This is a genomic window from Herbaspirillum sp. (assembly GCF_035644555.1).
Classification (GTDB): domain Bacteria; phylum Pseudomonadota; class Gammaproteobacteria; order Burkholderiales; family Burkholderiaceae_D; genus Herbaspirillum.
The window spans coordinates 1-26,373 of the sequence record NZ_DASQOH010000073.1; the positions used below are offsets into that span (position 1 = coordinate 1).

The following is a 26,373-nucleotide window of genomic DNA, read 5'->3' on the forward strand; positions in this document are numbered from 1 at the left end:
GCGAGGTCTTCATTGGTCAGGCGCGCATCATCGGCGTGGGCGGGGCCTGCAAGAGGGGTGCCGGATGCAGAGGGGGCGGGGGAAGCATCGGTAGTCATGGCCGGTCTCCATCAAAGACAAAGGGTGGGGCGAAACGAATCACGCCCGGCCGGGGCCGGGCTTTTCAACGGACTTCCTGCATGCTCTTGCCGGCATGGTGGTGGTCACACGGTCGTACTGCAGCGAGCCGCGCGACGTGGCCCTGTCTGTTGCTGATTTCCTTTTTCACTTCCTTTTTCCATCTTCCTGACGTCCCCCCGTCGGGAGACATCAGGATGTGCGCGCCGGCCCGTGGTTCACAGTCCCTTGCCGAGCACGGCGCGCAGATCGAACTGGTCATCCGCATCCGGCCGTACCCGGTCCTCGCACAAATGCAAGTGATGTGCCATATGCGACTGGGCTGCGGCGATGTCGCCCTGTTCCAGCGCTTCCAGCACGGTCTCGTGTTCATCGAAGGAGCAGGCGTTGTGGCCCGGCGCCTCCGTCTTGGCAATCATCAGCGTGGTGCGCGAGACCAGCTTGCGCAGCGTCTCCACCAGCAACGCATTGCCGGTCAGTTCCGCCAGCGCCAGGTGAAACTGGGCCGAGAGCCTGATCCAGCGCGGCCGGTCGCCGTTGAGATAGCAATTCCGTTCTTCTTCCACCATGCGCCGCAGGCCGGCGATCTGGCGCGTCCCGGCGGCCTGCCCGACCTTCTCCAGCACCGCGTGTTCGAGGATGTTGCGCAACTCGAACATGTCGCGCACCTCGGCATGCGAGGGACTGGCGATGAAGGCGCCGCGATTGGCTTCCAGGTCCACCATGCCCTCCGAGGCCAGTCGCGAGAGCACCTTGCGCACCGTGTGGCGGGCCGTGTCGTAGATCTGGCACAGCGTCTGCTCGGTCAGCTTGGTCCGCGGCGGCAGCCGGTGTTCCATGATGGCGTCGTAGATGTCCTGGTACATCCTTTCCTCGACCGCTCCCGTGCTTTCGCGTTCGCGCGCACTGGTACGGGCCGGGGCGGCGGGGGAGCGTGCGGTTTTGCTGGCTTTGTTCATGATGCTCATGCTCTGGCTGGAGTGACTGTCGGGAGGGTCTTGCCGGTCAACAATGGAGTGCATGGATCGTCAACAATCTGAAAATTAATATGCAACAAAACGGGGCTCATTTTGCACCAAAAAGAGGGTCGGGTGATCCGATTTGGGTCACTGCCGGCTGAATTTTCGATGCTGCGATGCAGCGCCACCACCTGAGGACTTCCATCTGGAGCATGGTGCTAGCCATGCTGCAGGGCGTAATCCTCGTTTCAGAAATTGTTGTCAATCCGTATGGTCGATTGCGGCAAAAATATCAGGGCAATGGCGTGGCCAGCATGCTGCAAAAACATGGCCGGACCGTCGCCAATCCCTGCTCACACTCATGCAAGAAACGTGCTTGACCGTGGCGGATGTGAAAACGCCCGGCGTGATGGCCGGGCGTGGGCAGCGAAGGCGGGGCGTGTTCAGTGGCTGGCGGCGTATTGTTCCAGCTCCTGGTGCAGGATGGCCTTGTCCTCGTCGGACAGGAAGCAGGCGTCGATGCCGTTGCGTGCCAGTTGCAGCACCTGTTGGCGCGACAGCTCGAGCGAGCGCGCCACGGCGTGGTAGTTGGCATTCATGTAGCCACCGAAGTAGGCCGGGTCGTCGGAATTGACCGTCACCGCCAGCCCGGCATCGAGCAGGCGCGCCAGGTTGTGTTCGGCCATGTCCTTGACCACGCACAGCTTCAGGTTGGACAGCGGGCACACCGTCAGCGGCGTGCGCTGCTGCGCCAGGCGCTGCATCAGGGCCGGGTCTTCCTCGCTGCGCACGCCATGGTCGATGCGCTCCACGTGCAGCACATCCAGCGCACCGATGACGTAGGCGGCCGGGCCTTCCTCGCCGGCATGGGCCACCAGGCGGAAGCCCAGTTCGCGGCAGCGCGCATAGACGCGTTCGAACTTCTCCGGCGGGTTGCCGCGCTCGGAAGAATCCAGGCCGATGCCCAGCCACAGGTCGGCATATTGCTCTCGCAGCGGAAGTGCGGCCTCCAGGGTGGCGAAGGCATCTTCTTCCGACAGGTGGCGCAGGAGGGACATGATCATCACGCTGCCGAAGCCATCGCGACGACGCGCATCGCGCAGCGCGCCGGCGATGCCGGCAAACACGGTGGCGATCGGGATGCCGCGCTCGGTATGGGTCTGCGGATCGAAGAAGATCTCTGCATGACGCACCTGGTCGGCCTGGGCGCGGGCGATGTAGGCAGCCGTCATGTCGTAGAAGTCCTGCTCGGTGCGCAGCACGTTGGCGCCGGCGTAGTAGAGGTCGAGGAAGGACTGCAGGTCGCTGAAGTTGTAGGCGGCGCGCAGGTCTTCCACCGAGGCGTAGGGCAGATCGACCTGGTTGCGCTGGGCCAGGGCGAACATCAGCTCGGGTTCCAGCGTGCCTTCGATGTGCAGGTGCAGCTCGGTTTTCGGCATGCCGGCGATGAAGCCGTCCAGGGCGGCGCCGGTGGCGATGGGAGAAATGGCTGCTGAGTTCATGGAAACGACCCTTCAAAAATTGCGGAAACAGGGAAAGCTGGCGGGGGCGGCCCCAAGCCTGCGGGGTGCGCCAGCATAGCCGCCTTCCGGACCCCGCATTATCACGCAAATCCCATACCGGGCTCCATTTCGCCGCGATCAGGGCTCTATCTGCGCGGGCGATGCTGAACCATCCAGCGGTGCCGGGCTCTGAGTAGCACGGTAACAGGCATCCCGCCAGACGGGACTTTGACGGGGATGCAAGGAAATATCGCCAGCGACCGGCAAGACATGATTAAATGCTAAGCTTCTTGGGGGAAACGAATGCGCAACACGATCAGGGGTACTGTGCAGTGGATGTTGACCGGAACCATGCTGGCCACCATGGCCGGCTGTTCCATGATGCCGTGGACCGAGGAGGAGGACCCCACCGTGGTCCCCTACAAGACCATCCTCAGCGGTTCCTACCAGGGCTTCCTGAAGAACTGGGATGACCAGCGTCAACCGGTCTTCTGCGCCCTGATCCGCAGCCGCAGCGAATGGGACCGCTGGATGCAGCCGGCCCCGACCAACGGTGACAAGCGCCCCACCGGCCCCTCGGCCGATCACTTCGAACGCAAGCAATACCTGCTGGTGGCCCGCACCATGAGCGCCCCGGACGCCGCCGAACGTCCGCATGTCTTCACGCCGCTGTCGGTGCATCTGCGCGATGGCCGGCTGCGCCTGAACTACCTCTATCGCGCCCCGGCCTCGGGCGCCTCCTACCGCATCAAGGATTATCTGATGGTGGCCATTCCGCGCGATCGCTTCATCGCCGGGCCGGTGGTGTTCTATGAGAATGATCGCAAGGTGTGTGAGCTAGACCGTTGAACGGCGGCACTGGCTGAAGCACGCGCCCGGCCGGCAGGGCCTGTCTTCAGGGTCTTGCCAGCTTGGTGATAGGGAAATGCTTTGCTTCGTAGGCCTCGACCAGCGTCACCAGGACGTCCAGCCTATCCCCTTCAGGCGTGTTCCGCCTGGCCGACATGAGGCCGTCGATTTCCACCAGCGTGGCACGATAGTCGGCCTTTGTCTTGATCGGCTTGATTTCCATGGTCTTTCCCTTAAATCGTCTGCGCTTCGATGCGATCGTACTGGGCGTGCGTGCCGATGAAGCGGACGTAGACGAAGGCGCGTGCACCATAGCAGCCATCCCCTTTCGAGTCCGCCATCGCCCAATAAAAACACCCCAGGTCCGGAAAATCTTCCGGACCTGGGGTGTTTTCTATCCGGCAATCGATGCCGTGCAGTGCAGTCGCTCAGGCGCCCTGCGTCATGCCGATGAACTGCTGCAGTTCCGGTGTCTTCGGATTGCCGAACAGTTCTTCCGGCGGTCCGATCTCATGGACCTTGCCCTGGTGCATGAAGACCAGGCGATTGCAGACCTCGCGGGCGAAGCGCATTTCGTGGGTCACCATCAGGAGGGTCATGCCTTCCTTGGCCAGACCGCGCATGACGGTCAGCACTTCATTGACCAGTTCCGGATCCAGCGCCGAGGTGATTTCATCGCACAGCAGGGCCTGCGGGCTCATCGACAGTGCGCGCGCAATCGCCACGCGCTGCTGCTGGCCGCCGGAGAGCTGGTCGGGGAAGGCGTCGAACTTGTGACCCAGGCCGACCTTCTCCAGGTTGGCCTTGGCCGTGGCCATGGCTTCGGCTTCGGACGTGCCCTTGACGATCATCGGCGCGATCATCACGTTGCGCCCCACCGACAGGTGCGGGAACAGGTTGAACTGCTGGAAGATCATGCCGACCTTCAGGCGCAGGTTGCGCAGTTCCAGTTCGCTGGCGCCCAGCTTGGCGCCGGCCACGCTGATGTTGCCTTCGTCGATGCTCTCCAGACCGTTGATGCAGCGCAGGAGGGTGGACTTGCCCGAGCCGCTCTTGCCGATGATGGCGATCACTTCGCCGGGCTCGACATCCAGGCTGATGCCCTTGAGGACCTCGTTGTCGCCGAAGCGTTTCTTGACGTTGTCAATGGCGATGAGCGGCATTGTATTTCCTTTCTAAAGACTGGCTGTACTTGGACAGCGGCCAGCAAAGCACGAAGTAGAAGGCGCCCACGATGGCGAACACCGTGAAGGGGCGGAAGGTGGCGTTGGTGATGACGGTGCCGGCCTTGGACAGTTCGATGAAGCCGATGATGGAGGTCACCGCAGTGGACTTGATGATCTGCACGCCGAAGCCGACGGTGGGCGCAATGGCGATACGGAAGGCCTGCGGCAGCACGATGTAGCGCATCTGCTGGAAGTAGCCCATGGCCAGCACCGAGGAGGCTTCCCACTGCCCCTTGGGTACGGCTTCCACGCAGCCGCGCCAGATTTCGGCGAGGTACGAGGCGCTCCAGCACATCAAGGCCAGTCCTGCCGCCAGCCAGGCCGGCACTTCGATGCCGAACAGCGCGATGCCGAAGAAGACCAGGAACAGCTGCATCAGCAGCGGCGTGCCCTGGAACAGTTCGATGTACAGCCGCGCCACCTGACGCAGCCAGTTCTGGCGCGAGGTGCGCATAAACAGGATGATCAGGCCGAGCGCGCCGCCGAGCAGGAAGGTGACCAGCGAGAGCAGGATGGTCCAGCGCCACGCCAGCATCAGGTTGCGGACGATGTCCCAGGTGGTGAACGAGATCATGCGGTCCTCCGGGCGGTGATGAAGTATTGGCCGATCAGGCGCAGCAGTTGGCGCAACAGGATGGCCAGTACCAGGTAGATGGCGGTGGCCACGATGTAGGCCTCGAAGGCGCGGAAGTTGCGACCCTGGATGTAGTTGGCCGCGAACGACAGTTCTTCCACCGCGATCTGCGAGCAAACCGCCGAGCCCAGCATCACGATCACCACCTGCGAGGACAGCGCCGGCCAGATCTTCTGCAGCGCCGGGCGCAGGATGATATGGCGGAAGATCTGCATGCGCGACATCGACAGCGATTGCGCCGCCTCGATCTGGCCGCGCGGGATGGCCTGCACGCCGGCGCGGATGATCTCGGTGCTGTAGGCGCCCAGGTTGATCACCATGGCCAGGATGGCGGCGCTGATTTCACTGATATGGATATTCAGCGAAGGCAGGCCGAAGAAGATGAAGAACAATTGCACCAGGAAGGGCGTGTTGCGGATCATCTCCACATAGGCGCTGACGATGGGCTTGAGCCAGCCCGGTCCCTGCGTGCGCGCCCAGGCGCCGAAGATGCCCACGGCCACGCCGAGCACGCCGCCGATGGCAATGAGCTCGATGGTGGTCACCACACCCTTGACGATGACGTCGGTGTAGTCGAGGGTGGAAAGGAAATCGAATTGATAAGCCATGATGTCGTGTCTGCCCTGCCTTTATATTGCTGCGTGCTGCCGGGTTGTCCGCCTGCCCTGCGATGGTGCTCTTGCTCTGAAAACGTGTATCTGGTGCTGCATGCATCGCCGGTTTCGGGCGGAATCGGACCGGCGATGCAGGGTGCTGCGGGGGCTATTGCAATTTACAGGCCAGCCGGCAGCGGCAGGCCCAGCCACTTCTGCGAGATGGCGTTGAGGCTGCCATCCTTCTTGGCGTCGGCCAGGATCGCGTCGACCTTGTCCTGCAGCTTCTTCTCACCCTTGTTCAGACCGATGAAGCAAGGCGAATCCTTGATCAGGAACTTGGTTTCGGGCTTCTTGGGCGGGTTCTTGGCGATGATGGCAGCGGCCACCACGTTGCCGGTGGCCACCAGTTGCACCTGGCCCGAGAGGAAGGAGCTGATGGTGCTGTTGTTGTCTTCGTAGCGCTTCACTGTCGCAGTGGGCGGGACGATCTTGGTCAGTTCCAGGTCTTCCACCGAACCACGGGTGACCGCGATGGTCTTGCCGGCCAGGTCGGCCGCGCCCTTGACGGACAGGTCGGCCGGGCCGAACACGCCGTTGAAGAACGGTGCATAGGCGGCCGAGAAGTCGATCACTTTCTCACGCTCTGCGTTCTTGCCCATGCTGGAGATGACCAGGTCGACCTTCTTGGTGGTCAGGTAGGGGATACGGTTGGCGCTGGAGACCGGGATCAGTTCCACCTTCACGCCCAGCTTCTTGGCGATCAGGGTGGCCACGTCGATGTCCAGTCCCATCGGCTTGAGGTCGGAGTCGACCGAGCCGAACGGCGGGAAGTCGGCCGGCACGGCCACGCGCAGCGTGCCGTTCTTCTGGATATCGTCCAGGGCGTCGGCACGGGCAGCCGAAGCGGAGAACATCATGGCGCCGGCCATCAGGCCGAGCAGGAGTTTGGTCAGTTTCATAGCAGTTTCCCTAGTGTTGACGACGTTGATGAGTGGCCCTGCGCGGTGCTGGCGCTTACTGCGGCCGTTTGCCTGGCGGGCCCGCGACGCCGGTCCCTGCGGCGGCCCCCTGCCGCGAGACCGATGCCAGTGCCTGCCGCAGCGGTTCCAGCGGATCGCTGCTGCGCACCTGGTTGAGACCTGATTCCACGTGTTGCAAGTGGGCCTGCATCAGGTGCTCAGCCTGTTCCAGATCGCCGCGTTCCAGCGCCTCGACGATCAGGACATGTTCCGAACACGAATCCTCCGCCTGCTCCGACGACTGGTGCAGCATCGCCGTGAGCGTGGTGCGGGCGGTCAGGTCGCGCAGCGTTTCCGACAGCAGCGAGTTGCCCAGGCATTCGCACAGGCAGACGTGGAAGTCGCCCAGCAGATAGCTGCGCGCCCCGACGTCGGCGCCGGCAATGGCGGCCTCTTCGCGGGCGATGTGCTCGCGCAGTTGCCGGATTGCCTCGCCGCTGACCGGACGTACCCGCGCCTGTCGCAGCAGCCCCAGCTCGATCACGCGGCGCGCCTCGAAGGCCTCGCGCGCCTGCTCCGGCGTGGGTTCGATGACGAACCAGCCGCGCCGCGCACTGACCGTGACGATGCCGCGTGCCATGAGCCGCGTCAGCGCTTCCCGCACCTGGGTGCGCGAAACGCCGAACAGGTCGGCCAGTTGCTGCTCGCCCAGCCGGGTACCCGGCGCCAATTGCTTGGCGAGGATGGCCTCGGTGATGCGGATCGCAATCTGCGACGACGACTTGACGGAAGGATTGGTGCTCATGTCCCCTCATCAGCAAGTTGTGTGCCACGCTGATATACAAGATTGGCATACAACACACGGCGACGATTATTGGTGGCGAAAAGCTTGTGTGGCAAGGTTTTTCGCTGGGTGCTGGGCGGGGGGAATACTGCTGGGGTGAAGTGTGCTGCAGTGCGATGTGAGGGAAGCTGAAGCTTAATACTGCACCTTCTGCTGCTTTTTGGTGCATGAAAAGATATGCCGGGGTCATCGCCGTCGCCCCGGTTTTGTGCATTGCATTGTCGTCATGCCATCGTTGGTGGCGGGCGACGACGGGCCAGTCCCGGCCTGTGGGACGATGGCGTGGCTAAGGCAGCCGGCCCAGCGCTTCCCTGGCCTGCCGGTATTGCTCGACCAGCTGTTCCACAATGCGTGCGGCCGGCAGCACTTCGCTGACGGCGCCCAGCCCCTGGCCGCTGCCCCAGATGTCCTTCCAGCGCTTGGGGCGGGCCACATCCATGCCTTGCGCCGGCGCCTCTCGAAGCTGGTCGGGATCGAGGCCGGCGGCGCGGATGCTCGGTTTGAGGTAATTGCCGGGGACGCCGGAGAAATAGGGGGTATAGACGATATCCTCGGCGCTGCCCTGCACGATCATCTGCTTGTACAGCGGTGCCGCCGCTGATTCTTCCGAGGCGATGAAGCGTGTTCCCATATAGACCAGGTCGCAGCCCAGGGCCTGTGCCGCCAGGATGCCGCGTCCATCGGATATGGCACCGCCCAGTACCACCAGCCCGTCGAACAGGTGGCGCACCTCGGCCGCCAGGGCGAACGGACTGAGCGCGCCGGCATGCCCCCCGGCCCCGGCGCAGACCAGGATCAGGCCATCCACACCGGCGGCGATGGCCTTGCGCGCATGGCGCAGCGTGGTCACATCGTGCAGCACGATACCGCCATAGGCATGTACCGCAGCCACTACCTGCTCGGGCGCATGCAGCGAGGTGATGACAATCGGCACGCGGTGGCGCACACAGGTGGCCAGGTCATCCTGCAGGCGCTGGTTGGAGGGATGCACGATCAGGTTCACTGCATAGGGCGCAATGATGCGCGACGGATGGGCCTGGCGCAGGGCGTCCAGCTCTTCTTCGATGCGGCACAGCCATTGCTCCAGTTGTTCCTGCGGACGGGCATTGAGGGCCGGGAAGGCACCGACGATGCCGGCCCCGCATTGCGCCGTCACCAGCGCCGGATTGGACACCAGGAACATGGGCGAGCCGATCACCGGCAGGCGCAGCCGTGCCGCCAGGGTGGCGGCGCTCATGCCGTCCTCCCGCTGGCCTGGCCGAAGGCGGCGATGCGTGCGGCCATGTCCGGGCCCTTGCCGGCATTGCGGAATACTTCGTGCGCCAGTCCGGCCGCCAGGGGCAGGCCATCGGTCTCTTCCAGCAGGCGCTTGGTGGCGCGGTGAGAGAACCAGGAGCCGGCCAGCAGCTCGCGTACCAGTGCCTGGAGTTCGGTCTCGAACTGCGCATCGTCGAAGCAGAGATTGGCCAGCCCCATCTCTGCGGCGCGCTGACCGTCGTAACGTCGGCCCAGCAACATCATCTCGCGCGCACGGGCCACGCCGATGCGTCTTGGCAGGCGCTGACTCATGCCCCATAACGGCGTCAGCGCCCAGCGCGCATGGGTATCGGCAAAGCTGGCCGAGCGGCTGCAGACGATCAGGTCGCCGGCCAGTGCCAGTTCCAGCGCACCGGTGTAGCAATGGCCGTGCACCGCCACGATCACCACCTGCGGCAGCCGCGCCAGGCGATCGATGGTGCGCGCCTGCAGATGCGGCAGCGGCAGGGCCTGGCCGGCGGCGATGTCGTGCAGATCGTTGCCGGCCGAGAAGCAGCGGCCGGCGCCACGCAGCACTACCGCACCGATGTGCTCCTGTTGCTGCTCCAGCGCACCCAGGTGGTCGTGCAACTGCTGGAACATCTCTACCGTCAGGGCATTGAGCTTGTCGGGCCGGTTCAGCGTCAGCGTGCATAGCCCATCGCAGTCCTCCCGCAACACCTGCGCGCTCATGACTGCGCCGCCTGCGCCTGCTGGCGCGCGCCTTCGCGGGTGAGAACGAGGACATCGCTGTCACCTTCCTGGGCGACCTCGCCGCGCTGGTTCAGCAGCCGGAAGCGCCGTCCCAGCTTGCCGCTGCGCCCGCTCTTGCCGGCTTCCACCGTCAGGATCTCCAGCTCCAGGTGCAGTGTGTCGCCCACCAGAATGGGTTGCTTGAACTCCCACTGGCGCAAGCCCAGCATGGCAATCACGGAGTGTTCGAAGATGCCCAGCTGGTGCAGCATCCCGGTACACAGGGCGATGCCCAGGGTGCCATGCACCAGGCGCTGACCATAGCGCGTGTGGCGCGCAAATTCGGCATCGGCGTGGATCGGGTTCCAGTCACCGGACAGCATCGAGAACATGGTCAGGTCCGTCTCCGTGAGAGTGCGTCCGCCGCTGGTGAAGCGTTGGCCGGGCTGGAAATCTTCGAGGTAGAGGGAAGGCATGCGGGGCTCCGTGGGCAAAAGGGTCAGGCGGCTGCGGTCAGCCGTTGCAGCGCCATGTCGCGCAGCTTGGCACGCTGGATCTTGGTGCCGTTCGAACTCTGGGTGGTCGGGAAGGCATCGACCAGCCAGACATGCGCCGGCACCTTGAAGGGCGCCAGGTTCTGGCTGGCGCTGCGCAGGATGGCCTGCGTATCGGGACGGACGTCGGGCGCGGCGATGACGAAGGCCACCGGCCGCGCCTGGCAGCCGATATCCACCGAGACCACCTGCACATCGGCGACCCCGGCCACGGTCTTGATGACATCCTCGATTTCCACCGGGCTGACCAGATAGCCGCCCAGCCGCATGGCGTCGCCCTGGCGCGTCAGATAGACGAAGCTGCCATCGGCGCGCAGGTATCCGACGTCGCCGGTACGGAAGTAGCCTTCGGCGTCCATTGCGCGGGCGCTGGCTTCGGGGTTGTTCAGATAAGTCACGAAGTTGGTATCGGCGCGGATTTCGATGGCGCCGCTCTGGCCTGGACCCAGCAGCTCGCCACTGTCGATGTCGCGGATGCGGATCTGCACGCCGAAAGCGTGGCTGGCCGGCAGGCCACCGCCGAGAATGCGCTCCGACAGTGGCAATGTGCGCGGTTGCAGCGAGAACAGTGCCTGCACCTCGGACGAGCCGTACAGACCGATAAGGGGAATGCCTCTGGCCCAGGCGGCCTCGGTGAATTCCACCACGCCCGGATGGAAGCAGGCAAAACCGAATACGCGTGCACTGGGGAAGGGGCGTTCGCCCTGTCCGTGTTCGATGATGCGACGGAACATCTCGTCGCTGCCGAAGACATGCGTGACCGCGTGGCGCGCGATGAGCTGCGCGGCCTGTTCTCCATCGAAGGTATCCATCATCACGATGGGCTGGCCGGCAACGAAGGTCGCCATCGCCGCATTGAATCCGAACACGCCGGCCAAGGGCAGGGCCGCCAGCAGCCGCACCCCATCCTCGGTGAAGCCATAGGCCGGCGCCGCGCGCTGGCTGTGCAGGCAGATCGTGCGCTGGCTATGCAGCACCAGCTTGGGACCACTGGTGGTCCCTGAAGTGGTGAATAGGATACTGGCCATATCCGGTGCGGCGGCCGTGATGGGGTCGTCGGCGGCCACCGGCGGCAGCCGATGCAGATCGAAGCGCACTGCGGGTTTGCCCAGTACCTGCGCGGGTGGCGTATCGCCGGCATCCAGTACCACCACCTCACGCAGCGCTGCTGCAGCTTGCGCCGGCACATCGGCCAGCACCGCCGGAAAATCGATCTTGCGGAAGTTCAGTTGCAACACCAGCAGACTGGCCTGGGAACGTTCCAGGATGTAGGCCAGCTCGTGCGAGCGATAGCGGGTATTGACCGTCATCACGGCGGCGCCCAGACGCGCCAGTGCGAAGTACAGCGCCAGCCACTCGATGCGGTTGACCAGCCACAGCGCCACCCGGTCGCCGGGCCTGACGCCGCGCGCCTGCAACCAGGCTGCGCTGCGTCGGACCATGTCATCGAATTGTGCGTAGGTAATGCGCTCTTCATCGACGATGAAGGCGGTGGCATCGCCGCGTTCGGCCACATGACGGGCCAGCAGCGCGGGCAGGGTCAGCAGGGTCTGCGGAGTTTGCGGAGTTTGGTCGGGCATCAGTACAGCTCCATCAGCTTGGCGTTGTCGTCCAGTTCGGCGGGCAGGGCTTCGCGGATGATGGCACCGGACTTCATGACCACCACCCGATCCGAGATCTTCAGGGCCTGCTTGACGTTCTGCTCCACCAGCAGGATCGCCATGCCGGTCTCGCGCTGCAGTTGCCGGATCGGTTGCAGCAGGTCCTGGAACAGCTTGGGTGCCAGACCGATGGAGGGTTCGTCCATCAGCAGGCAGCGCGGACGCGACAGCAGTGCACGGCCGATGGAGACCATCTGTTGCTGGCCGCCCGAGAGGGTGCCGGCGCGGCGCCCGTAGAACTGCCGTAGCGCTGGCAGGACCGACATCACCCAGTCCAGTCGTGCCTGGCGTTCGCCTTCGGCTACGCCGGCGGCCCACAGCCCCATCTTCATGGTCTCGGCCACCGTCAGTCCGGGAAACACTCCGCGTCCCTCCGGCACCAGCGAGACACCGGCCGCACACAGGCGCCGCGGTTCCACTACCGCCAGCGGTTGGCCGTCCAGCAGCACCTGGCCTTCCTGGCGGGCGACCAGACCGAACAGCGTCTTCAACAGGGTCGACTTGCCGGCGCCGTTATGTCCGATCAGGCAGAGCACTTCGCCCGGCAGCAGGCGGAAATCGAAATCGCGCAATACCGGACGACCGCCATAGCCCACAATCAGCTGGCGGGTTTCCAGCAGGGCCGGGGCAGGGTCGGGATGGACTTGGGCATTCATGAGGTCTGGTCTCCGAAATAGATGGCGGCGAGGTGCGGATTCTTCAGTACCTCGTCCGGCAGGCCATCGGCCAGCAGCTTGCCCTGATCGAGGAAGGCGATGCGGTCGGAAATGCCGACCACGATATCGAGGTTGTGTTCGATGATGCACACCGTCACGCCCTTGGCGACCTCGCTGCGCAGTAGTCCGAGGAAGCGCTCGTAGGAGCTGCGGTCCAGGCCCGAGGCCGGTTCGTCGAGCAGCCAGATGCGGGCATCGGCGGCCATGATGCGGGCCATGCTGAGAAACTTGCGTTCCGCATAGGAGAGGTCGAGGGCACGGGTGCGCGCCTTGGTCGCCAGGCCGGTGCGTGCCAGGATATCGTGCACCCGTTCCAGGCGCTGCTGGCGTGCGGCACGCCCGCCCGGTTGCCAGATCCACGACACCGGCTCCATCACCGTCAGCACGTTTTCTTCCACGCTCATCTGGTTGAACAGGCGCAGGTCCTGGAAGGTACGGGCGATGCCCATGCGCGCGATCTGGAAGTGGCGGCGACCGATCAGGGATTGCCCGCGCCACAGGATCTCCCCGTCATCCGGGACCAGATGGCCGGTGATCTGGTTGAACAGCGTGGTCTTGCCCGCGCCATTGGGGCCGACCAGCGTGGTGACGATGCCGGCGCGCAGATCCAGGCTCACATCGTTGGTCACCTTCAAGCCGCCGAAGCTCTTGTTGAGGTGGCGTATCGACAGCAGCACTTCGCCATCGCTCTGCGGCGCAAGCGCAGCCTGCATGGCGCCTTCGTGTTCGGTGATGGCATTCATGCGGCCTTCTCCTTGGCGGGGCGTGCGGACGAGGAACCGACGATGCCACCGGGGCGATAGATCATCAGCAGCACCATGGCCAGGCCATAGGCGATCTGCTGGATCGAGCCGATCTCGGTCTGCGGCAGGAAGGACATGTAGCTGAACACGCCCGGCAGCAGCATCAGCAGCACCGTGCCCACCAGCGGTCCGAGAAGGGTGCCGGTGCCACCGATGATGACCATGGCCATCAGCAGTACCGAGGTGTCGAGCATGAAGCTCTCGACATTGATGAAGCCCATGTAGAACGCGTAGAGGGCGCCCGCCACCGCGGCCAGCATGGCCGAGATCACCACCGACAGCGTCTTGATCACGGCCACGTTCTTGCCGCAGGCATGCGCGGCCGATTCACTGTCGCGGATGGCCTTGAGATTGCGACCGAACGAGGAGCGCAACAGTACGCTGGTCAGCAGCAGTACCGGAATCAGGCAGCACAGCGCCAGCAGCAGGAACTGCACCGGATCGGCCACGGCATGCCCGAACAGTTCGGCGGGCGGGATGCCGATCATGCCGCCCAGCCCGCCGGTGACCGATTTCCATTCGGAGAACACGGTCACCCCCAGCACCTGCAGCCCCAGCGAGGCGGCCACGAAATATTCGCCGCGTACCCGCAATGCCGGCAGTGCCAGTACCAGCGACAGGGCGCCGGCCACCAGCATGGCCAGCGGGATCACCAGGAAGATGTTGGCGCTGGCGTGGAGCGCCAGCCAGGCCGCGCTATAGGCCCCCACGCCGAAGAAGATGGCATGGGCGATCGAAAAGATGCCGGCATAGCCCATGATGAAATTGAGCGTGATGGCCAGCACCGCATTGATGCACATGAGCGTGGCCAGATTCAGGAGATAGGCAAGCATGGTGGCCTCAGCTGGTGGCGACCCGACCGAAGAAGCCGGAGGGGCGGAACAGGATGAACAGGAACAGCACGATGAAGGTGATGGCCTCGCTCCATTGCGGCTCGAACCAGGCCAGCGCCAGGTTTTCGGCCAGGCCCAGCAACAGGCCGGCGCAGGCGGCGCCACGCAGGCTGCCCACACCGCCCACGATGGTGGCAGCCAGGCTGATGAGCATGACGTGGTGACCGATGGCTGGATTGAGTCCCGAGCCGGCCGCCGACAGCAGCGCTGCCGGCACCACCAGCAGCGAACCGAGTGCGAACACCATCATCGACAGCCGGCGCGGCGACAGGCCGTAGGCGCGCACCAGTTCCGGGTTCTCCGAGAGGGCGCGCATGGCCATGCCAGTATGGGTGCGCATGAGGAAGAGCTGCAGTGCGAAGAAGAACAGCAGCGCGATCACGATGGCAATGCCGGCCAGCGGTGACACATACAGCCCCGGCAGCCATTCGACGCTGCGCGAGAGCGGTGTGCTGACGGCCACGAAGCTGCGTCCGAACAGCATGCCGCACAGGTTCTGTACCACGATGCCGACCCCGAAGGAAGCGACGAAGACGGTGAAGAACGATCCCTCATGCTTCTGGATCGGTACATACACGAAGCGGTTCAGCGCCAGTCCGAACAGGACCGCCGCTGCAGCCGAAGCCAGTACCGCCAGGCTCCAGTGCCACTGCGCGATGGACAGCAGGTCATAGAAGACGTAGGCGGCGATGGTAAAGGTGGAGCCGTGGGCGAAATGGAAGATGCGGGTGGAGCCGAAGATCAGCGAAAACCCCACCGCAATGAGCGCATACAGGGCGCCCACCTGTACTCCATTGATCAATAGCTGTAGCAATAGCATGTCTGGATCCTCCGGGTGCCGTCCGGCGACGGACGGCACGCTCCTGTAGTTGCACCGATGGCCGAGATACCGGCTCAGCGGGCCGAGGTGCTGACCACCTTGCCACCCTTGCCGTCGATCTCGTTGATCTGCATCGGCATGGTGACCGTACCGTTGGCCGCGAAGCTGACCTTGCCGCCGACCAGGTCGAAGCTGGCGGTCTCGATGCGCTGCTTGAGCAGGTTCTCACCGGTGACAGGCAGTCCCTTCTTGATCAGCTGCTGTGCCAGCAGGCCGAACATGCGTACCGCGTTGTAGTAGTTGGCGATATAGGCCGTGGGCATCTTGTTGTACTTCTTGCGGTAGTCGTCGACGAAGCGTCGCGTCACCGGATCCTGTGAATTCCAGTCGATGTTCTGCGAGGTGTAGAGCGAGCCGGCGGCCTCGGGCAGGGCATTGATCTCCGGAATCGAGAAGGCGGTATAGCTGGCGAACTGCTGCTTGATGCCGTTGTCGCGGAACTGCTTGACGATCTGCGACTGCTGCGAGCCGTAGGAGGCCACGTAAATCACGTCCGGATTGGCGGCCCGCACACGCGCGGCGATGCCGCCGAACTGCTGCGCCGTGGCCGGCACCGACAGGGCTTCTACCAGCTTGCCACCGGCACCGGGCAGCACGCTTTCCATTTCCTTGCGGATGGCCTGGCCGAGCGGATCATCGACATAGACCAGCACGAAGTTCTTCAGCTTGCGTTCGTTGATCAGGTAGGGAATGATGGCCCGCACTTCATAGTTGGCCAGCGGGATGATGTTCCAGAAATAGGGGCCCAGTTCGGCCAGGTCCGGTCCCACGCCGCCACCGTTGACGGCCACCGTCTTGCTGCGTCCGGCAATGGTGGAAATGGCCTTGGAGACGCCGGTGAAGGCCGACAGCACGTACGGCACCTTCTCCACGTTGACTAGCTTGTTCATGCCGATCACCCCCTGTTGCGGCAGCGCCTGGCTGTCTTCGTACTGGATGCTCAGCTTGCCGCCCAGCATGTTGTCGGCGTTGATGTGCTCGGCCGCCAGGTTGGCACCTGAACCGAAGATGTCGCCATAGGAGGCGTTCGGGCCGCTCATCGGGAACAGCGCGCCGATGCTCATGTCCCCCGCGCGCGCCAGACCCGGTGCGGCAGACATTGTCAGTGCGCAGGCCATGATCCCGGCCGTCCATGCCTTGTTCCACTTGCTCATGTTCATCTCCTTGTCTCCTCGCTTGTGATAGGCGCTGGTCGGATGGCCGCGCCGGTTTGTACCGTCAATGCCCCTGAAAGACGGGGCTGCGTTTTTCGCGGAAAGCGCTCACGCCCTCCCGGTAGTCATCGGTATGGCCGAGCGCACGCTGACCCTCGGTCTCCAGGTCGAGTTGGTGTGCCAGGTCGTTGTGGGCGGCGGCATGGATGGCGGCCTTGGTCAGACCCAGGGCACGGGTGGCGCTGCCGGCCAGCTGCTGCACCAGCGCCTGGCTGGTCGCGTCGAACTGTGCATCGTCCACGCAGCGCCAGATCAGGCCCCAGTCGGCCGCCTGCTCGGCATCCAGCCGCTCGTTGAGCAGGCACAGCCCCAGGGCACGCGCCGTGCCGATGCGCTGTGGCAGAAACTGCGTGGCACCACCGTCCGGCATCAAGCCCAGTCGTGAGAAACCCTGCATGAAGTAGGCCGAACGAGTGGCGATGACGATGTCGCAAGCCAGCACCAGGGTCGCGCCTACACCCACCGCCAGTCCATTCATGAGGCACACCACGGGCACCGGCAAGGCACGCAGGCGCAGCATCAGGGGCTTGTAGTAACGCTCCAGGGCTGCACCTAGATCGCGCTGCTGGCCGGGCGGCAGCGGCGCGCGGTCGCTCTGGTCCTGGCCGGCGCAGAAGGCGCGTCCGCGACCGGTCAGCACCAGCACCCGCAAGCCCGGCTCGCCTTCGATGCGATCCAGGAAGGCACGAATCTGCTCATGCATGGCGTCGTTGAAGCTGTTGAGCCGCTCGGGCCGGTTCAGCGTAATGCTGGCCACGCCCTGCTCGAAGCTGCACAGTACGGAACTGTCTTCCATGGCGCTCATCCCTTACTCCTGCTCGCGCAGGTGGGCGCTGGCGCGGGCTTCGATCTCGTGCCACAGCTGATAGGACATGGGCGACTCCGATTCCTCCAGCAGATGGCCGACCAGGCCGATGGCGCGCGCCATCACGCCGAAGCCGCGCACGATCTTCCAGGGAAAGCCGAACTCGCAGCAGATCGCGCCCAGCGCGCCGGTGGCATTGATGGGCAACTGCTTGCCGGAGACCCGCTCGGCTTCCTGCTGGATCAGCTGGATCAGTTGCACATAGCGGCCGGCCATGCCGTTCTCCTGCGCCAGCGCGAACAGGCGCGGAGTGCGTGGATCGATGGGCTTGTGCACCGGGTGTCCCAGGCCGGGGATGATCTGCTTGCGCTCCCGATATTGCGCCACGGTCTGCGCCGCCAGGGTTGGCAGGTCAGCTTCGTCGCCGGCCTGTTCGAAGGCTTCGTAGAGCATCCGGGCGGCGCCTTCGGTGGTGCCGACGAAGACCGTACCCAGTCCGCACAGGCCGGCCGCCACTGCCGCCTGCAGCGACTCCGGCGCACCGGCATAGGTCATGCGCGCGGCGATCGCACTGGGGGTGATGCCGTGTTCCACCAGCGTGATCAACAGCGCGTTGAACATGTTGGATTGTTGCGGCGAGGCAGTCTTGCCGGTCAATTGCAGGTAGGCGAAGTCGCCCAGGTTCATCTTGCCCAGGATGTCGTCGGGCAGGCTCTTGCCGCGCACCACGATGCGGTCGGCCGTGCTGAAGGCGATGTCGGAGCGGATCGGCTTGCTGTTGCTGGTCATGGGGTCTCCGTGGAGAAGTTCGAAGGCGTGGCATCGGTCATTTCGGCGGTACCGTTGGCGAGCACGATCACATCGCGTTCCAGCGCACGCATCTGGAACTGCAGGTGGCGACCGTCACGCCAGATTTCGGTACGCAGGGTTTCACCCGGGTAGACCGGGGCGGAAAAGCGCGTGGCCAGGGCGCACAGGCGGCTGGCGTCGTAATCGCAGCAGCTGCGCAGCAGGGCGTGGCAGGCGATGCCATAGGTCGCCAGGCCGTGCAGGATGGGGCGCGGAAAACCGGCGCGCAGGGCGGTCTGCGGATCGGCATGCAGTGGATTGCGGTCGGACGACAGACGATACAGCAGCGCCGCCTCCGGCCGGGTCGGCAGGTCGCACAGCAGGTCGGGGGCGCGTGCCGGTACCGGCGGCATCGGTGCCGAGGCGGTATCGACCGGCGTGTGGGCATCGCTGAAGCCGCCATCGCCGCGACAGAAGCTGGTCTGTTCCACCGTTGCCAGCAACTCGCCGGCGGCATCGTGCAACTCGCGCTCGACGATCAGCAGCGCGCCCTTGTCACGCCCCTTGTCGATCACCGCTTTGACGCGCGAGCGGCCGACCACGCTGCCGCTGGCCGGCAATGGCCGGTGCAGGCGCAGGCGCTGTTCGCCATGGACCACCTTGAGCAGGTCCACCCCGGCTTGCGGCGCGCCCATCCACAGGCCGGGGTGCGCCAGGATCACGGCCATGCTGGGCAGGGCCTGCAACTGTGCTTCGTAGACGAAGCGCAGGGCGCCGTCGCGCTGCGCATCCTCGCCGGTGGCGGCCGCACCCAGACCGACCGCCAGCGCATAGCGCATGCTGTCGTCGGCGTCGTAGGTGTGCTGCAGGACCGGGAATTGCCAGTTCTTCAGGGTCTGGTAATCGATGCTCATGATGGGCTCGTTGCCGTGACCGGTTCAGACCGGGTCCCACTGGAAGACATCGGCGGAGCGATCCAGCGGCACGAAGCTGGCCTTGAGCGCCGGCATGGCATGCTCGGCCACGGTCTGCGCGGTCCAGCCCTCGCCACGGTGGATGGAGCGCAGCGGACGCGGCTGGCTCATCAGGAAGATCTCATTGTTGCGCACCGTGAAGACCTGGCCATTGACGTCGGCGGCAGCGTCGCTGGCCAGATAAGTGGCCAGCGGCGCGATCTTGTCGGGTGTCATGCGCTTGATCTTGTCCACCCTGGCCTGCTGTTCCTCATTCTTGACCGGAATGGAACTGATCATGCGGCTCCACGCAAACGGCGCGATGCAGTTGGAGCGCACATTGAATTTCTGCATATCCAGTGCGATCGATTTGGACAATGCCGTCAGTCCCAATTTTGCGGCCGAATAGTTGGCCTGACCCAGATTGCCGATCAGGCCCGAGGTCGAGGTCATGTGCACCAGGCTGCCTGACTGCTGTTCGCGGAAGTGCAGCGCCGCAGCGCGACTGACGTGATAGGCGCCATACAGATGGACCTTGAGCACGGCATCCCATTCGTCGCCACTCATCTTGTGAAACAGGGCGTCACGCAGAATGCCGGCGTTATTGACCACGCAATCGATGCGTCCGAAGCTGTGCACCGCCTGCTCCACGATGCGTGCCGCGCTGGCGGCGTCGGCCACGCTGTCGGTGCTGGCCACGGCCTGGCCACCGGCCTGGCGGATCTCATCGACCACCTGCTGCGCCGGACCGGCACTTGCGCCTTCACCGGTGAGCGAGACGCCGATGTCGTTGACCACCACGGCGGCGCCCTGCTGCGCCATCGCCAACGCGATTTCACGTCCGATGCCGCCACCGGAACCGGTGACGATGACGACCTTTCCTTCCAGCATGTGGGGAGTGCTCATTTTTTTTCCTGTGCGGGAAACGACGGGCAAAGCTGCCCCTCGCGCCGGTCTGCGCGTTGTCGTTTCGGTTGATCGGTGGTGCCGGTTCCGGTCGTGACCGGGATCCGGTGAACGCTGTGCGCCGGGACTCCTGCGGGAGTGGCGGCAGCGTGCTGCTGCTGATGCTGCTGACGTGAGGGTGTTGCCGGTGTCTCGTGTGTATTGCTGTTTTGCTGTTCTGGTGCTGTGCTTCGACGGTGCTGCCGTGACTGCGATGTGCGTATAGTCTGGAAGAGCCAAAACAGTGTCAAGCCGGCCGGAGACGATGTTCCGTACATCGGAATGAATTTTTTTCTTCCATCCTCCGCGCCACTGATGGTCCGCCCGGCAGCGGCCAATTGCGCGCCGCAAGAGAAAATCAGAGCGCCTCCAAAAGCCCCCAGAATACAAGGCGGATTTGGGATAGCTGCATCGCATCAAAGCTGGTCAGGAATCTGCGGATGATCTGCGCCGTTGGAGAGAAAATTCAAAACTGCATTGGAAATTCCAAAGTACGGAACATAAAATATTCATCGGTTGACCCTCGGCGGATCGTTGTCGCAAGGTAGCGTCCAGGAAACAATCCCGCGCCTGGCGCTCTGCGCAAGGCCCGACCATAGAGGGCAAGGAGACCCGGTGAATCTGATCATTGCAGCGGTATCCATGGCCGCCGGTCGCGCATGAGCACGGCGACCCGCCAGCCTCACCCGCAGGCCCCACGGCAGCGGCGCGCACGCATCAAGGATGTGCGCCTGGTGCTGCGCGCTCCCCATCCGCCCGGCTATCGCGCAGGTGCCGATGCCGGTACGGTCGGCGAGAGTGCGGTCATCAAGCCGGTCGAACGCGGCTTCGCCGTGCTGGATGCCTTCCTCGGTACCGACGAGTGGCTGGCCAACCAGGACCTGGCCGCGCGCACCGGTCTGCCCAAGGCCACGGTGTCACGCCTGACGCAGACGCTGACCGCCTTGGGCTATCTCGGCTACAGCGAACAGCGGCGCAAGTACCGGCTCGGCGTGGCCGTACTCACCCTGGGTTTTGCCGCCATGGTCGATGCCGACGTGGTCCTGCAGGCGCGTGCATTGATGCAGAAGCTGGCCGACGACAATGGTGTCTTCGTGGCGCTGGCCGGACGTGACGGACTGGACATGATCTTCTTCGAGAACTGCCATAGCGCTTCCAGCAATGCGACCGTGGGACTGGGTGTGGGCGAACACCTGCCGATGGCATCCTCTCCAGTGGGTTGGGCCTTGCTGGCCTGCCTGCATGAAAACGAACGCAATTACCTGCTGGACCACATGCGCCCCTATCACAAGCGTGACGAATGGATGCTGCTGCGCCAGAAGCTGGCCGATGCCCAGCAGCAGATCACCGACAAGTCGTATTGCCTCTCCACCGGTGACTGGGGGCCGGAGATCACCGTACTGGCGGCGCCGCTGCAACTGGCGCAACGCATGCCCATGGTGCTTTTGTGCGCCGGCCCTGCGCGTAGCCTCAGCAAGGCCCGTGTCGAGCAGCGCATCGGTCCGCAACTCCTGGCCGTGCGTGCGCGCCTGGGGGCGGGTACATGAGTGGCGCTGCAGGGAACCGGCGTGCGGCACGTCAATTGCCGGCCGCAGCGGCGGGGCAGGCCGATGAGCGTAGCGAGGCCGGACAGGCCGCCACCCATTCGCTGGAGCGCGCGCTGTTGCTCATGAAGGTTTTCCAGGGCAGCGCCAAGCCCTTGTCGCATGCCGAACTGGTGCGTCGCAGCGGCTACTCCAAGGCGTCGGTCTCGCGCCTGACCGCCACCCTGGTGGCCCTGGGCTATCTGGATCGCGCGCCGGATGGCGTGCGGGTGCAGGTGGGTGTGCGCGGCTTGCGACCGGGGCAGCGCTACCTGTCCAACAGCCTGGTGCAGGAAGCGGCCCGCCCCATCATGCAGGACTTCGCCGACCGCTTCGACATGTCGGTCGGGCTGGCCGTGGCCGACCAGCTGGACATGGTCTACATCCAGTATTGCAATGGCCGCAAGATCGCCACCTTGCGGCTGGGCGTGGGGCGTTCGGTGCCGATGGCGCTCAGTTCGATAGGACGCGCCTACGTCTGGTCACAGTCGCCGGAGCAGCGCCAGCGCCTGCTGTTTGGCATATGGAAGAAAAGCGGCGAGCACGGCCCGCAGGTGGTTGCACGGATGGAGCGTGCCTTCGGCGAGCTCGATGCCCATGGCTATTGCCTGGCGGCCGGCGAATACCAGCGCGACACCTTTGCCATCAGCGTCCCGCTGGCGCTGGGCAATCCACCGCTGCGCATGGGCCTGAACTGCAGTGCCGTGGGAGCGCTGCCGGATCGCGAGGTGATCCGCGAACAGCTGGCGCCAGCCCTGATGAAGACCGCCCGGCTGCTGATGCTGGAACTGGAAGAGGTCGACTCCAGCTGCTTCTGAGCGACTTCCGGCTGAGGGTACCTAACGCGGCAACTCCTGCGCCTGCCATTTCTTCCAAAGGCGCCGTGTGCGCGCATGACCATCCCCGGCCTGTCCGCTCAGGAAGCCGCGGACCCAGGCCACGCTGGGCGCCAGCCGGGCCTGCCTGCGCTGCAGTTGCTGCAGCAGGGCGTCGGCCACGACCAGGTCGTTCTGCTGGCCGAGCTGATCCTGCAGGCGGGCCAGCGCCTTGAGATAGGGGCGGCTCTTCTTCTCGCCATACAGGGCCAGGAAGAATTCGATGTCATAGCGCATCTTCTTGGCGGCGATGCGGGTGCGGTGACGGGCGCGAGCGCTTTCGTCCATGTGCGCGCCGCGTTTGTTCAGGCGCTTTTCATCCTGACGCAGATGCTGTCGGGCAAAGCGTGCCAGGGCTTGCTCCAGGGCTTGGCGGTTGTCCCCCGTGGCGGTCGTGCGCCAGCCGGCCTGCAGCAGCCAGCGACTGAATTGCAGCACCAGTGCGGTGTAGCGCGGGGAGGCCACGGTCTCGACCGCCTGCGCATGTTGCTTGCGCGCCTGGATCAGGGCGGCGTGGCGTACCGCCTCAAGATCGATTCCCGCGACGTTGTTTGATGCCAGGCCCGGCAGGGTGGATAGGGTCTGCGTGGCCAGCACGTCCCAGTCGCGGGCGTGGCCGATGGCTTCGGCGATCCAGGCGAATTCCTGCTCCAGTGCGGCGGGCAGGGCGATCACCTCACCGAACAGGCTGAAGGCAGAACGCAGGCGTCGCAGGCCTACCCGCATCTGGTGCAGGCGTTCGATGTCGCCGCTGTCCTGGTCGGCAATGTCGTTGGCCTGGATCTGCGCCACGCAATTGCCCACCACTGCGAGGAAGGCCTGTTCCACCGGCATCTTGCGCGCCAGTTGCAGCGCCGTGGCGCGGCTGGCAGACGAGATCGGCGCCGCGTCGCCGCGCCGCGCCTGGTGGAACAGCGTATAGCCGCGCTGCGCCTTGCTCTGGATGCCGATGCGCAGGGGCAGGTCCTGCAGCAATTGCAACGCGAAGTCGAACAGGGCATTGACGTCACCGCTCTTGAGCTCCAGCTCGATCTCGCACACCGGCGACTGCAGCGTGCCGTGTTCCACCGTCCCCTGGTCCAGTACGCATTCCACTTCGGTGCCGTCTTTCAGCCGCAGGTCCCACACCATGCGCTGGATGCGGGTGCTGAAGATGGGCGTGATGCGTGCCGCCACCTCGTCGGACAGGATCTCGGCCACCTGCTCGTCGTCGCCGGCCACCAGTGCACGCAGCGCGAGCAGGTCCGGGGTCTCCGCTGCCACCTGCGACTCCCACTCGTTGCGCTGATGCAGCCCGCCGGATACGCCGCCGCCGGCCTTGAGGGTCTGGATGAATTCATTGCCGGTGCGGCGCACCCGCAGGCCGGCATCGTGACGACGCAGCAGCAGGTCGGGGGTATCGAAGTAGGTGCCGGTCTGGTCCTTGATGCGCGGCGCAGCCAGGGCATGGCGCTTGATCAGCGGGTGACGGATGAAGGCTTTGGTGTGGGCCGGGGCGAGCAGGAGTTTCAGTTCGGTTTCCATGAGGGGGGCCGTTTCGGTTGGAAGTAGGGGGCCGCTGGCAACGGTGGCGACGGCGGCGGCAGATGTGCCTGGCGCTGCGCCATGTAGCGCGCCGGCGGCTTGCCCAGGGTCTTCTTGAACATGGTGATGAAGGCACTCACCGAGTCATAGCCCAGGTCCTGCGAGACGCGTTGCACCGAACTGCCCGAGGCCAGGCGCTGCAGCGCCACCATCAGGTGGATCTGGCGCCGCCAGCGGCCAAAGCTCATGCCGGTCTCGGCCTGGACGAAGCGGGCAAAGCTGCGTTCGCTCATGGCGTGGCGCTGGCCCCACTCGGCCACGGTGCTGCGGTCGGCCGGCTGTTCGGCCAGGCGCCGGGCGATCTCGCGCAGGCGCGAATGCTGGGGCATGGGCAGAGGTGGCGGCAGATGTGCGGGCTGGGCCTGGCGTTGGCTGTGTTCCAGTTCTTCCACCAGTACCGCCGCCAGGCGCGCAGTACGTTCATGGGGGGCGTAATCCTGCGCCTGTTCGGCCAGGTGGCAGATCATCTGTACCAGCAGGGGCGTCAGTGCCAGCGTGCAGCAGGTGGTGGGCATGCGCGCCGCATCGGGATCGATGAACAGGAAGCACAGCTGGCCGTCCAGTGTGACCCGGTTGCTGTGGGGCACGCCGGCCGGGATCCACACCGCCGATTGCGGCGGCACGATCCACATGCCCTGCGCCGTCTCGCAGGTGACCGCGCCATGTAGCGCCACCACCAGCTGACCCTTGCGATGGCTGTGGAAGGGCGTTTCCCGCTCGCTCTCGTGGGTATGCACGCGCAGCGCCGTCACGGCGGCGGCCAGGCGGTCCGGGTCATGTTCGACGAGGCTGGCGTAGAGAGTCGGCATACGAGTGGTCATGCGGCGGCAGGGCAGGTGGGTTGACCGTTTTTAGCAATATCCTGGCATTGTAGCCAAATACGTCCACGCTGCGATTGGCTAAGCTGGGCGCTCCATCTTTCCGCCCGCTGCCATGCACGCTACCGACACCGATTCCTCTTCCCCAGCCGCCACCCCGTCGGCGGTGCGCCGCGCCGGTCGCCTGTGGCTGGTGGCCGGCATCCTGCTGATCGCCGCCAACCTGCGCGCGCCGGTCACGGCCGTGGGGCCGGTCATGGAACTGCTGCAGCAGACCTTTGCGCTCTCGGCTGGGGCAGCCGGACTGATGCTGACCTTGCCCCTGCTGTGCTTTGCGCTCATTTCGCCACCGGCCGCGCGGCTGGCCCGAAGCCTGGGGCTGGAACGCGCCCTCTTGCTGGCCTTGCTGCTGATCGCCGCCGGCATCGTATTGCGCTCGACCGGCTCGATGGCCGCGCTCCTGGTGGGGACCTGCATCATCGGCTGTGGTATCGCCGGCGGCAATGTCCTGCTGCCCAGCCTGCTCAAGCGCGACTTCCCTGACCAGCTCACGCGCATGACCGCGATCTACGCCCTGACCATGGGCGGCGCCTCGGCGCTGGGCTCGGTGTGTGCGGTGCCGCTGGCCGGCGCCCTGGGCTGGTCATGGGCGCTGGCGACCTTCATCGTGCTGCCGCTGGTGGCCATCCTGGTCTGGTTGCCCCAGTTGCGCCGCGCCACCCGCCCCGCTGCCATGCCGGCCCGCGCTGCGTCCATGTGGCGCCAGCCGCTGGCCTGGCAGGTGACCTTTTTCCTCGGCACCAATTCGCTGGTGTATTACGTGGTCACCGCCTGGCTGCCTTCGATACTTGCGGCCAATGGTCATAGCGCAGTCGAGGCCGGCAACCTGCACGGCCTGATGCAACTGGCCTCGGCCCTGCCCGGCTTGCTCCTGATCCCGCTGGGTGGGCGCATCCGCGACCATCGTCCGGTGGCCGCCAGCATGTCGGCGGCCACCGTGCTGAGCCTGGTCGGCCTGATTGCCTGGCCGCAGGCCTCCATCGTCTGGGTGCCGCTGTTCGGGTTTGGCACCGGCGCGGTGCTGATCCTGGGCCTGGCTTTTGTCGGCACCCGGGTATCGACGCCACCCCAGGCCGCGGCGCTGTCGGCGATGGCGCAAAGCGTGGGTTACCTGCTGGCCGCCGCCGGTCCCATCCTGATGGGCCGCCTGCACGATGCCAGCGGCCACTGGACCGTGGTCCTGGCCTTGTGCGCGGCCGGTGCGGTACTCATGGGTGTGCTGGGCTGGCTGGCCGGCAAGCCGGGCCGGGTGATTGCCTCGCCCTAGTCCACTGCATCGACGGCATGCTGACAAGACCTGACCGACCAGTCGACCGTGGCATGGTTGATGGCCGCGCGCTATAACGTCAGCGCCGCCGCTCATGAAGTGGGCTACGAGAGCGCGACCCAGTTCAGCCGGGAATACGCACGTGAGTTCGGCAGTCCTCCCGGTCGTGATGCCGAAAGGATAGTGCGCGAGATGAAGCCCTAGAGACGTTGAAGAAGCCGTGCCGTGTCGCACAGGTTGCCATGGCCCTGCGATGTGTGGCCGGGTGAAATGCGACAGAAGGGTTTGTCTCCGCCCG

26 protein-coding genes and 2 pseudogenes are annotated in these 26,373 nt (G+C 65.0%); 5 read left to right on the top strand and 23 right to left on the bottom strand.

The features are described 5' to 3' along the window. Nucleotides 1–335: 335 nt before the first annotated feature. Nucleotides 336–1,076 (bottom strand): GntR family transcriptional regulator, encoded by a 741-nt coding sequence (locus VE092_RS20645; protein WP_324879831.1) that lies wholly within the window; start codon nucleotides 1,074–1,076, stop codon nucleotides 336–338. 443 nt (nucleotides 1,077–1,519) lie between these two features. Beyond that, nucleotides 1,520–2,578 carry an adenosine deaminase gene (locus VE092_RS20650; RefSeq protein WP_324879832.1) on the bottom strand — a complete coding sequence of 353 codons (1,059 nt, stop codon included), beginning with the start codon at nucleotides 2,576–2,578 and terminating at the stop codon, nucleotides 1,520–1,522. 303 nt (nucleotides 2,579–2,881) lie between these two features. Here VE092_RS20650 and VE092_RS20655 point away from each other — a divergent pair, with 303 nt between their 5' ends. Then, on the top strand, nucleotides 2,882–3,427 hold the full coding sequence (locus VE092_RS20655; protein ID WP_324879833.1) for a hypothetical protein: 546 nt from the start codon (nucleotides 2,882–2,884) through the stop codon (nucleotides 3,425–3,427). Between the two features lie 67 nt (nucleotides 3,428–3,494). Here VE092_RS20655 and VE092_RS20660 read toward each other — a convergent pair. From VE092_RS20660 to VE092_RS20750, 19 genes and pseudogenes are all read right to left on the bottom strand, one after another. After that, nucleotides 3,495–3,650 (bottom strand): annotated as a pseudogene (locus VE092_RS20660) (helix-turn-helix domain-containing protein); the annotation flags it as partial. A gap of 205 nt (nucleotides 3,651–3,855) precedes the next feature. Continuing rightward, on the bottom strand, nucleotides 3,856–4,590 hold the full coding sequence (locus VE092_RS20665) for an amino acid ABC transporter ATP-binding protein (RefSeq protein ID WP_077236161.1): 735 nt from the start codon (nucleotides 4,588–4,590) through the stop codon (nucleotides 3,856–3,858). Further along, complete coding sequence (locus tag VE092_RS20670) at nucleotides 4,571–5,227, bottom strand: amino acid ABC transporter permease (protein ID WP_006461431.1); 657 nt, start codon at nucleotides 5,225–5,227, stop codon at nucleotides 4,571–4,573. The genes VE092_RS20665 and VE092_RS20670 overlap by 20 nt, the downstream gene beginning before the upstream one ends. After that, nucleotides 5,224–5,895 (bottom strand): amino acid ABC transporter permease, encoded by a 672-nt coding sequence (locus tag VE092_RS20675; protein ID WP_006461432.1) that lies wholly within the window; start codon nucleotides 5,893–5,895, stop codon nucleotides 5,224–5,226. Before VE092_RS20675 ends, VE092_RS20670 begins: the two co-directional genes overlap by 4 nt. A gap of 164 nt (nucleotides 5,896–6,059) precedes the next feature. Continuing rightward, nucleotides 6,060–6,842 (bottom strand): transporter substrate-binding domain-containing protein, encoded by a 783-nt coding sequence (locus VE092_RS20680; protein ID WP_324879835.1) that lies wholly within the window; start codon nucleotides 6,840–6,842, stop codon nucleotides 6,060–6,062. 55 nt (nucleotides 6,843–6,897) lie between these two features. Continuing rightward, nucleotides 6,898–7,647 (bottom strand): GntR family transcriptional regulator, encoded by a 750-nt coding sequence (locus tag VE092_RS20685; protein ID WP_324879836.1) that lies wholly within the window; start codon nucleotides 7,645–7,647, stop codon nucleotides 6,898–6,900. 325 nt (nucleotides 7,648–7,972) lie between these two features. Further along, the gene (locus tag VE092_RS20690; protein WP_324879837.1) at nucleotides 7,973–8,923 is read right to left on the bottom strand and encodes a nitronate monooxygenase family protein; all 951 of its coding nucleotides are present in this window, start codon (nucleotides 8,921–8,923) and stop codon (nucleotides 7,973–7,975) included. Further along, nucleotides 8,920–9,675, bottom strand: coding sequence for an enoyl-CoA hydratase/isomerase family protein (locus tag VE092_RS20695; protein ID WP_324879838.1), 756 nt, complete (start codon nucleotides 9,673–9,675; stop codon nucleotides 8,920–8,922). Before VE092_RS20695 ends, VE092_RS20690 begins: the two co-directional genes overlap by 4 nt. Continuing rightward, a complete protein-coding gene (locus VE092_RS20700) occupies nucleotides 9,672–10,151 on the bottom strand; it encodes a MaoC/PaaZ C-terminal domain-containing protein (protein WP_077236155.1) in 480 nt (159 codons plus the stop codon). Before VE092_RS20700 ends, VE092_RS20695 begins: the two co-directional genes overlap by 4 nt. Before the next feature lie 23 nt (nucleotides 10,152–10,174). Next, nucleotides 10,175–11,809 (bottom strand): AMP-binding protein, encoded by a 1,635-nt coding sequence (locus tag VE092_RS20705; protein ID WP_324879839.1) that lies wholly within the window; start codon nucleotides 11,807–11,809, stop codon nucleotides 10,175–10,177. After that, complete coding sequence (locus VE092_RS20710; protein WP_324879840.1) at nucleotides 11,809–12,546, bottom strand: ABC transporter ATP-binding protein; 738 nt, start codon at nucleotides 12,544–12,546, stop codon at nucleotides 11,809–11,811. Before VE092_RS20710 ends, VE092_RS20705 begins: the two co-directional genes overlap by 1 nt. Continuing rightward, nucleotides 12,543–13,349 (bottom strand): ABC transporter ATP-binding protein, encoded by an 807-nt coding sequence (locus VE092_RS20715; protein WP_324879841.1) that lies wholly within the window; start codon nucleotides 13,347–13,349, stop codon nucleotides 12,543–12,545. Before VE092_RS20715 ends, VE092_RS20710 begins: the two co-directional genes overlap by 4 nt. Next, nucleotides 13,346–14,242, bottom strand: coding sequence for a branched-chain amino acid ABC transporter permease (locus VE092_RS20720; protein WP_006461441.1), 897 nt, complete (start codon nucleotides 14,240–14,242; stop codon nucleotides 13,346–13,348). Before VE092_RS20720 ends, VE092_RS20715 begins: the two co-directional genes overlap by 4 nt. 7 nt (nucleotides 14,243–14,249) lie before the next feature. Then, entirely contained in the window at nucleotides 14,250–15,122 is an 873-nt protein-coding gene (locus tag VE092_RS20725) for a branched-chain amino acid ABC transporter permease (RefSeq protein ID WP_039873933.1), read from the bottom strand. Nucleotides 15,123–15,196: 74 nt separating this feature from the next. Further along, complete coding sequence (locus VE092_RS20730) at nucleotides 15,197–16,336, bottom strand: ABC transporter substrate-binding protein (protein WP_324879842.1); 1,140 nt, start codon at nucleotides 16,334–16,336, stop codon at nucleotides 15,197–15,199. Between the two features lie 64 nt (nucleotides 16,337–16,400). Continuing rightward, nucleotides 16,401–17,201 carry a 2-(1,2-epoxy-1,2-dihydrophenyl)acetyl-CoA isomerase PaaG gene (gene paaG / locus VE092_RS20735; RefSeq protein WP_324879843.1) on the bottom strand — a complete coding sequence of 267 codons (801 nt, stop codon included), beginning with the start codon at nucleotides 17,199–17,201 and terminating at the stop codon, nucleotides 16,401–16,403. A 3-nt stretch (nucleotides 17,202–17,204) separates the two neighbouring features. Then, nucleotides 17,205–17,990 carry a citryl-CoA lyase gene (locus tag VE092_RS20740; RefSeq protein WP_324879844.1) on the bottom strand — a complete coding sequence of 262 codons (786 nt, stop codon included), beginning with the start codon at nucleotides 17,988–17,990 and terminating at the stop codon, nucleotides 17,205–17,207. Further along, nucleotides 17,987–18,904, bottom strand: coding sequence for a MaoC family dehydratase (locus VE092_RS20745; protein ID WP_324879845.1), 918 nt, complete (start codon nucleotides 18,902–18,904; stop codon nucleotides 17,987–17,989). Before VE092_RS20745 ends, VE092_RS20740 begins: the two co-directional genes overlap by 4 nt. Before the next feature lie 24 nt (nucleotides 18,905–18,928). After that, the gene (locus VE092_RS20750) at nucleotides 18,929–19,834 is read right to left on the bottom strand and encodes an SDR family NAD(P)-dependent oxidoreductase (RefSeq protein WP_324879859.1); all 906 of its coding nucleotides are present in this window, start codon (nucleotides 19,832–19,834) and stop codon (nucleotides 18,929–18,931) included. A gap of 713 nt (nucleotides 19,835–20,547) precedes the next feature. On the opposite strand from VE092_RS20750, the gene VE092_RS20755 reads away from it, so the two are divergent. Next, nucleotides 20,548–21,435: an IclR family transcriptional regulator gene (locus VE092_RS20755; RefSeq protein WP_324879846.1), complete on the top strand. Its 888-nt coding sequence runs from the start codon at nucleotides 20,548–20,550 to the stop codon at nucleotides 21,433–21,435. Next, on the top strand, nucleotides 21,432–22,289 hold the full coding sequence (locus VE092_RS20760; protein WP_324879847.1) for an IclR family transcriptional regulator: 858 nt from the start codon (nucleotides 21,432–21,434) through the stop codon (nucleotides 22,287–22,289). Before VE092_RS20755 ends, VE092_RS20760 begins: the two co-directional genes overlap by 4 nt. A 21-nt stretch (nucleotides 22,290–22,310) precedes the next feature. On the opposite strand, the gene VE092_RS20765 is transcribed toward VE092_RS20760, so the two are convergent. Beyond that, nucleotides 22,311–23,870 (bottom strand): CHAD domain-containing protein, encoded by a 1,560-nt coding sequence (locus tag VE092_RS20765; RefSeq protein WP_324879848.1) that lies wholly within the window; start codon nucleotides 23,868–23,870, stop codon nucleotides 22,311–22,313. Next, the gene (locus VE092_RS20770; protein WP_324879849.1) at nucleotides 23,855–24,739 is read right to left on the bottom strand and encodes a helix-turn-helix transcriptional regulator; all 885 of its coding nucleotides are present in this window, start codon (nucleotides 24,737–24,739) and stop codon (nucleotides 23,855–23,857) included. Before VE092_RS20770 ends, VE092_RS20765 begins: the two co-directional genes overlap by 16 nt. Before the next feature lie 124 nt (nucleotides 24,740–24,863). Between VE092_RS20770 and VE092_RS20775 the strand changes: the two genes are divergently transcribed. Together VE092_RS20775 and VE092_RS20780 are read left to right on the top strand one after the other, a co-directional pair. Further along, nucleotides 24,864–26,075: an MFS transporter gene (locus tag VE092_RS20775; protein ID WP_324879850.1), complete on the top strand. Its 1,212-nt coding sequence runs from the start codon at nucleotides 24,864–24,866 to the stop codon at nucleotides 26,073–26,075. Nucleotides 26,076–26,156: 81 nt separating this feature from the next. After that, nucleotides 26,157–26,279, top strand: a pseudogene (locus VE092_RS20780) (AraC family transcriptional regulator); the annotation flags it as partial. Nucleotides 26,280–26,373 lie beyond the last annotated feature (94 nt).

What these genes read in the sequence shown, in the direction of transcription:
- VE092_RS20645 (WP_324879831.1), bottom strand. Translation starts at nt 1,076, where the DNA reads ATGAACAAAGCCAGCAAAACCGCACGCTCCCCCGCCGCCCCGGCCCGT.
- VE092_RS20650 (WP_324879832.1), bottom strand. Translation starts at nt 2,578, where the DNA reads ATGAACTCAGCAGCCATTTCTCCCATCGCCACCGGCGCCGCCCTGGAC.
- VE092_RS20655 (WP_324879833.1), top strand. Translation starts at nt 2,882, where the DNA reads ATGCGCAACACGATCAGGGGTACTGTGCAGTGGATGTTGACCGGAACC.
- VE092_RS20665 (WP_077236161.1), bottom strand. Translation starts at nt 4,590, where the DNA reads ATGCCGCTCATCGCCATTGACAACGTCAAGAAACGCTTCGGCGACAAC.
- VE092_RS20670 (WP_006461431.1), bottom strand. Translation starts at nt 5,227, where the DNA reads ATGATCTCGTTCACCACCTGGGACATCGTCCGCAACCTGATGCTGGCG.
- VE092_RS20675 (WP_006461432.1), bottom strand. Translation starts at nt 5,895, where the DNA reads ATGGCTTATCAATTCGATTTCCTTTCCACCCTCGACTACACCGACGTC.
- VE092_RS20680 (WP_324879835.1), bottom strand. Translation starts at nt 6,842, where the DNA reads ATGAAACTGACCAAACTCCTGCTCGGCCTGATGGCCGGCGCCATGATG.
- VE092_RS20685 (WP_324879836.1), bottom strand. Translation starts at nt 7,647, where the DNA reads ATGAGCACCAATCCTTCCGTCAAGTCGTCGTCGCAGATTGCGATCCGC.
- VE092_RS20690 (WP_324879837.1), bottom strand. Translation starts at nt 8,923, where the DNA reads ATGAGCGCCGCCACCCTGGCGGCACGGCTGCGCCTGCCGGTGATCGGC.
- VE092_RS20695 (WP_324879838.1), bottom strand. Translation starts at nt 9,675, where the DNA reads ATGAGCGCGCAGGTGTTGCGGGAGGACTGCGATGGGCTATGCACGCTG.
- VE092_RS20700 (WP_077236155.1), bottom strand. Translation starts at nt 10,151, where the DNA reads ATGCCTTCCCTCTACCTCGAAGATTTCCAGCCCGGCCAACGCTTCACC.
- VE092_RS20705 (WP_324879839.1), bottom strand. Translation starts at nt 11,809, where the DNA reads ATGCCCGACCAAACTCCGCAAACTCCGCAGACCCTGCTGACCCTGCCC.
- VE092_RS20710 (WP_324879840.1), bottom strand. Translation starts at nt 12,546, where the DNA reads ATGAATGCCCAAGTCCATCCCGACCCTGCCCCGGCCCTGCTGGAAACC.
- VE092_RS20715 (WP_324879841.1), bottom strand. Translation starts at nt 13,349, where the DNA reads ATGAATGCCATCACCGAACACGAAGGCGCCATGCAGGCTGCGCTTGCG.
- VE092_RS20720 (WP_006461441.1), bottom strand. Translation starts at nt 14,242, where the DNA reads ATGCTTGCCTATCTCCTGAATCTGGCCACGCTCATGTGCATCAATGCG.
- VE092_RS20725 (WP_039873933.1), bottom strand. Translation starts at nt 15,122, where the DNA reads ATGCTATTGCTACAGCTATTGATCAATGGAGTACAGGTGGGCGCCCTG.
- VE092_RS20730 (WP_324879842.1), bottom strand. Translation starts at nt 16,336, where the DNA reads ATGAGCAAGTGGAACAAGGCATGGACGGCCGGGATCATGGCCTGCGCA.
- paaG (WP_324879843.1), bottom strand. Translation starts at nt 17,201, where the DNA reads ATGAGCGCCATGGAAGACAGTTCCGTACTGTGCAGCTTCGAGCAGGGC.
- VE092_RS20740 (WP_324879844.1), bottom strand. Translation starts at nt 17,990, where the DNA reads ATGACCAGCAACAGCAAGCCGATCCGCTCCGACATCGCCTTCAGCACG.
- VE092_RS20745 (WP_324879845.1), bottom strand. Translation starts at nt 18,904, where the DNA reads ATGAGCATCGATTACCAGACCCTGAAGAACTGGCAATTCCCGGTCCTG.
- VE092_RS20750 (WP_324879859.1), bottom strand. Translation starts at nt 19,834, where the DNA reads ATGCTGGAAGGAAAGGTCGTCATCGTCACCGGTTCCGGTGGCGGCATC.
- VE092_RS20755 (WP_324879846.1), top strand. Translation starts at nt 20,548, where the DNA reads ATGAGCACGGCGACCCGCCAGCCTCACCCGCAGGCCCCACGGCAGCGG.
- VE092_RS20760 (WP_324879847.1), top strand. Translation starts at nt 21,432, where the DNA reads ATGAGTGGCGCTGCAGGGAACCGGCGTGCGGCACGTCAATTGCCGGCC.
- VE092_RS20765 (WP_324879848.1), bottom strand. Translation starts at nt 23,870, where the DNA reads ATGGAAACCGAACTGAAACTCCTGCTCGCCCCGGCCCACACCAAAGCC.
- VE092_RS20770 (WP_324879849.1), bottom strand. Translation starts at nt 24,739, where the DNA reads ATGCCGACTCTCTACGCCAGCCTCGTCGAACATGACCCGGACCGCCTG.
- VE092_RS20775 (WP_324879850.1), top strand. Translation starts at nt 24,864, where the DNA reads ATGCACGCTACCGACACCGATTCCTCTTCCCCAGCCGCCACCCCGTCG.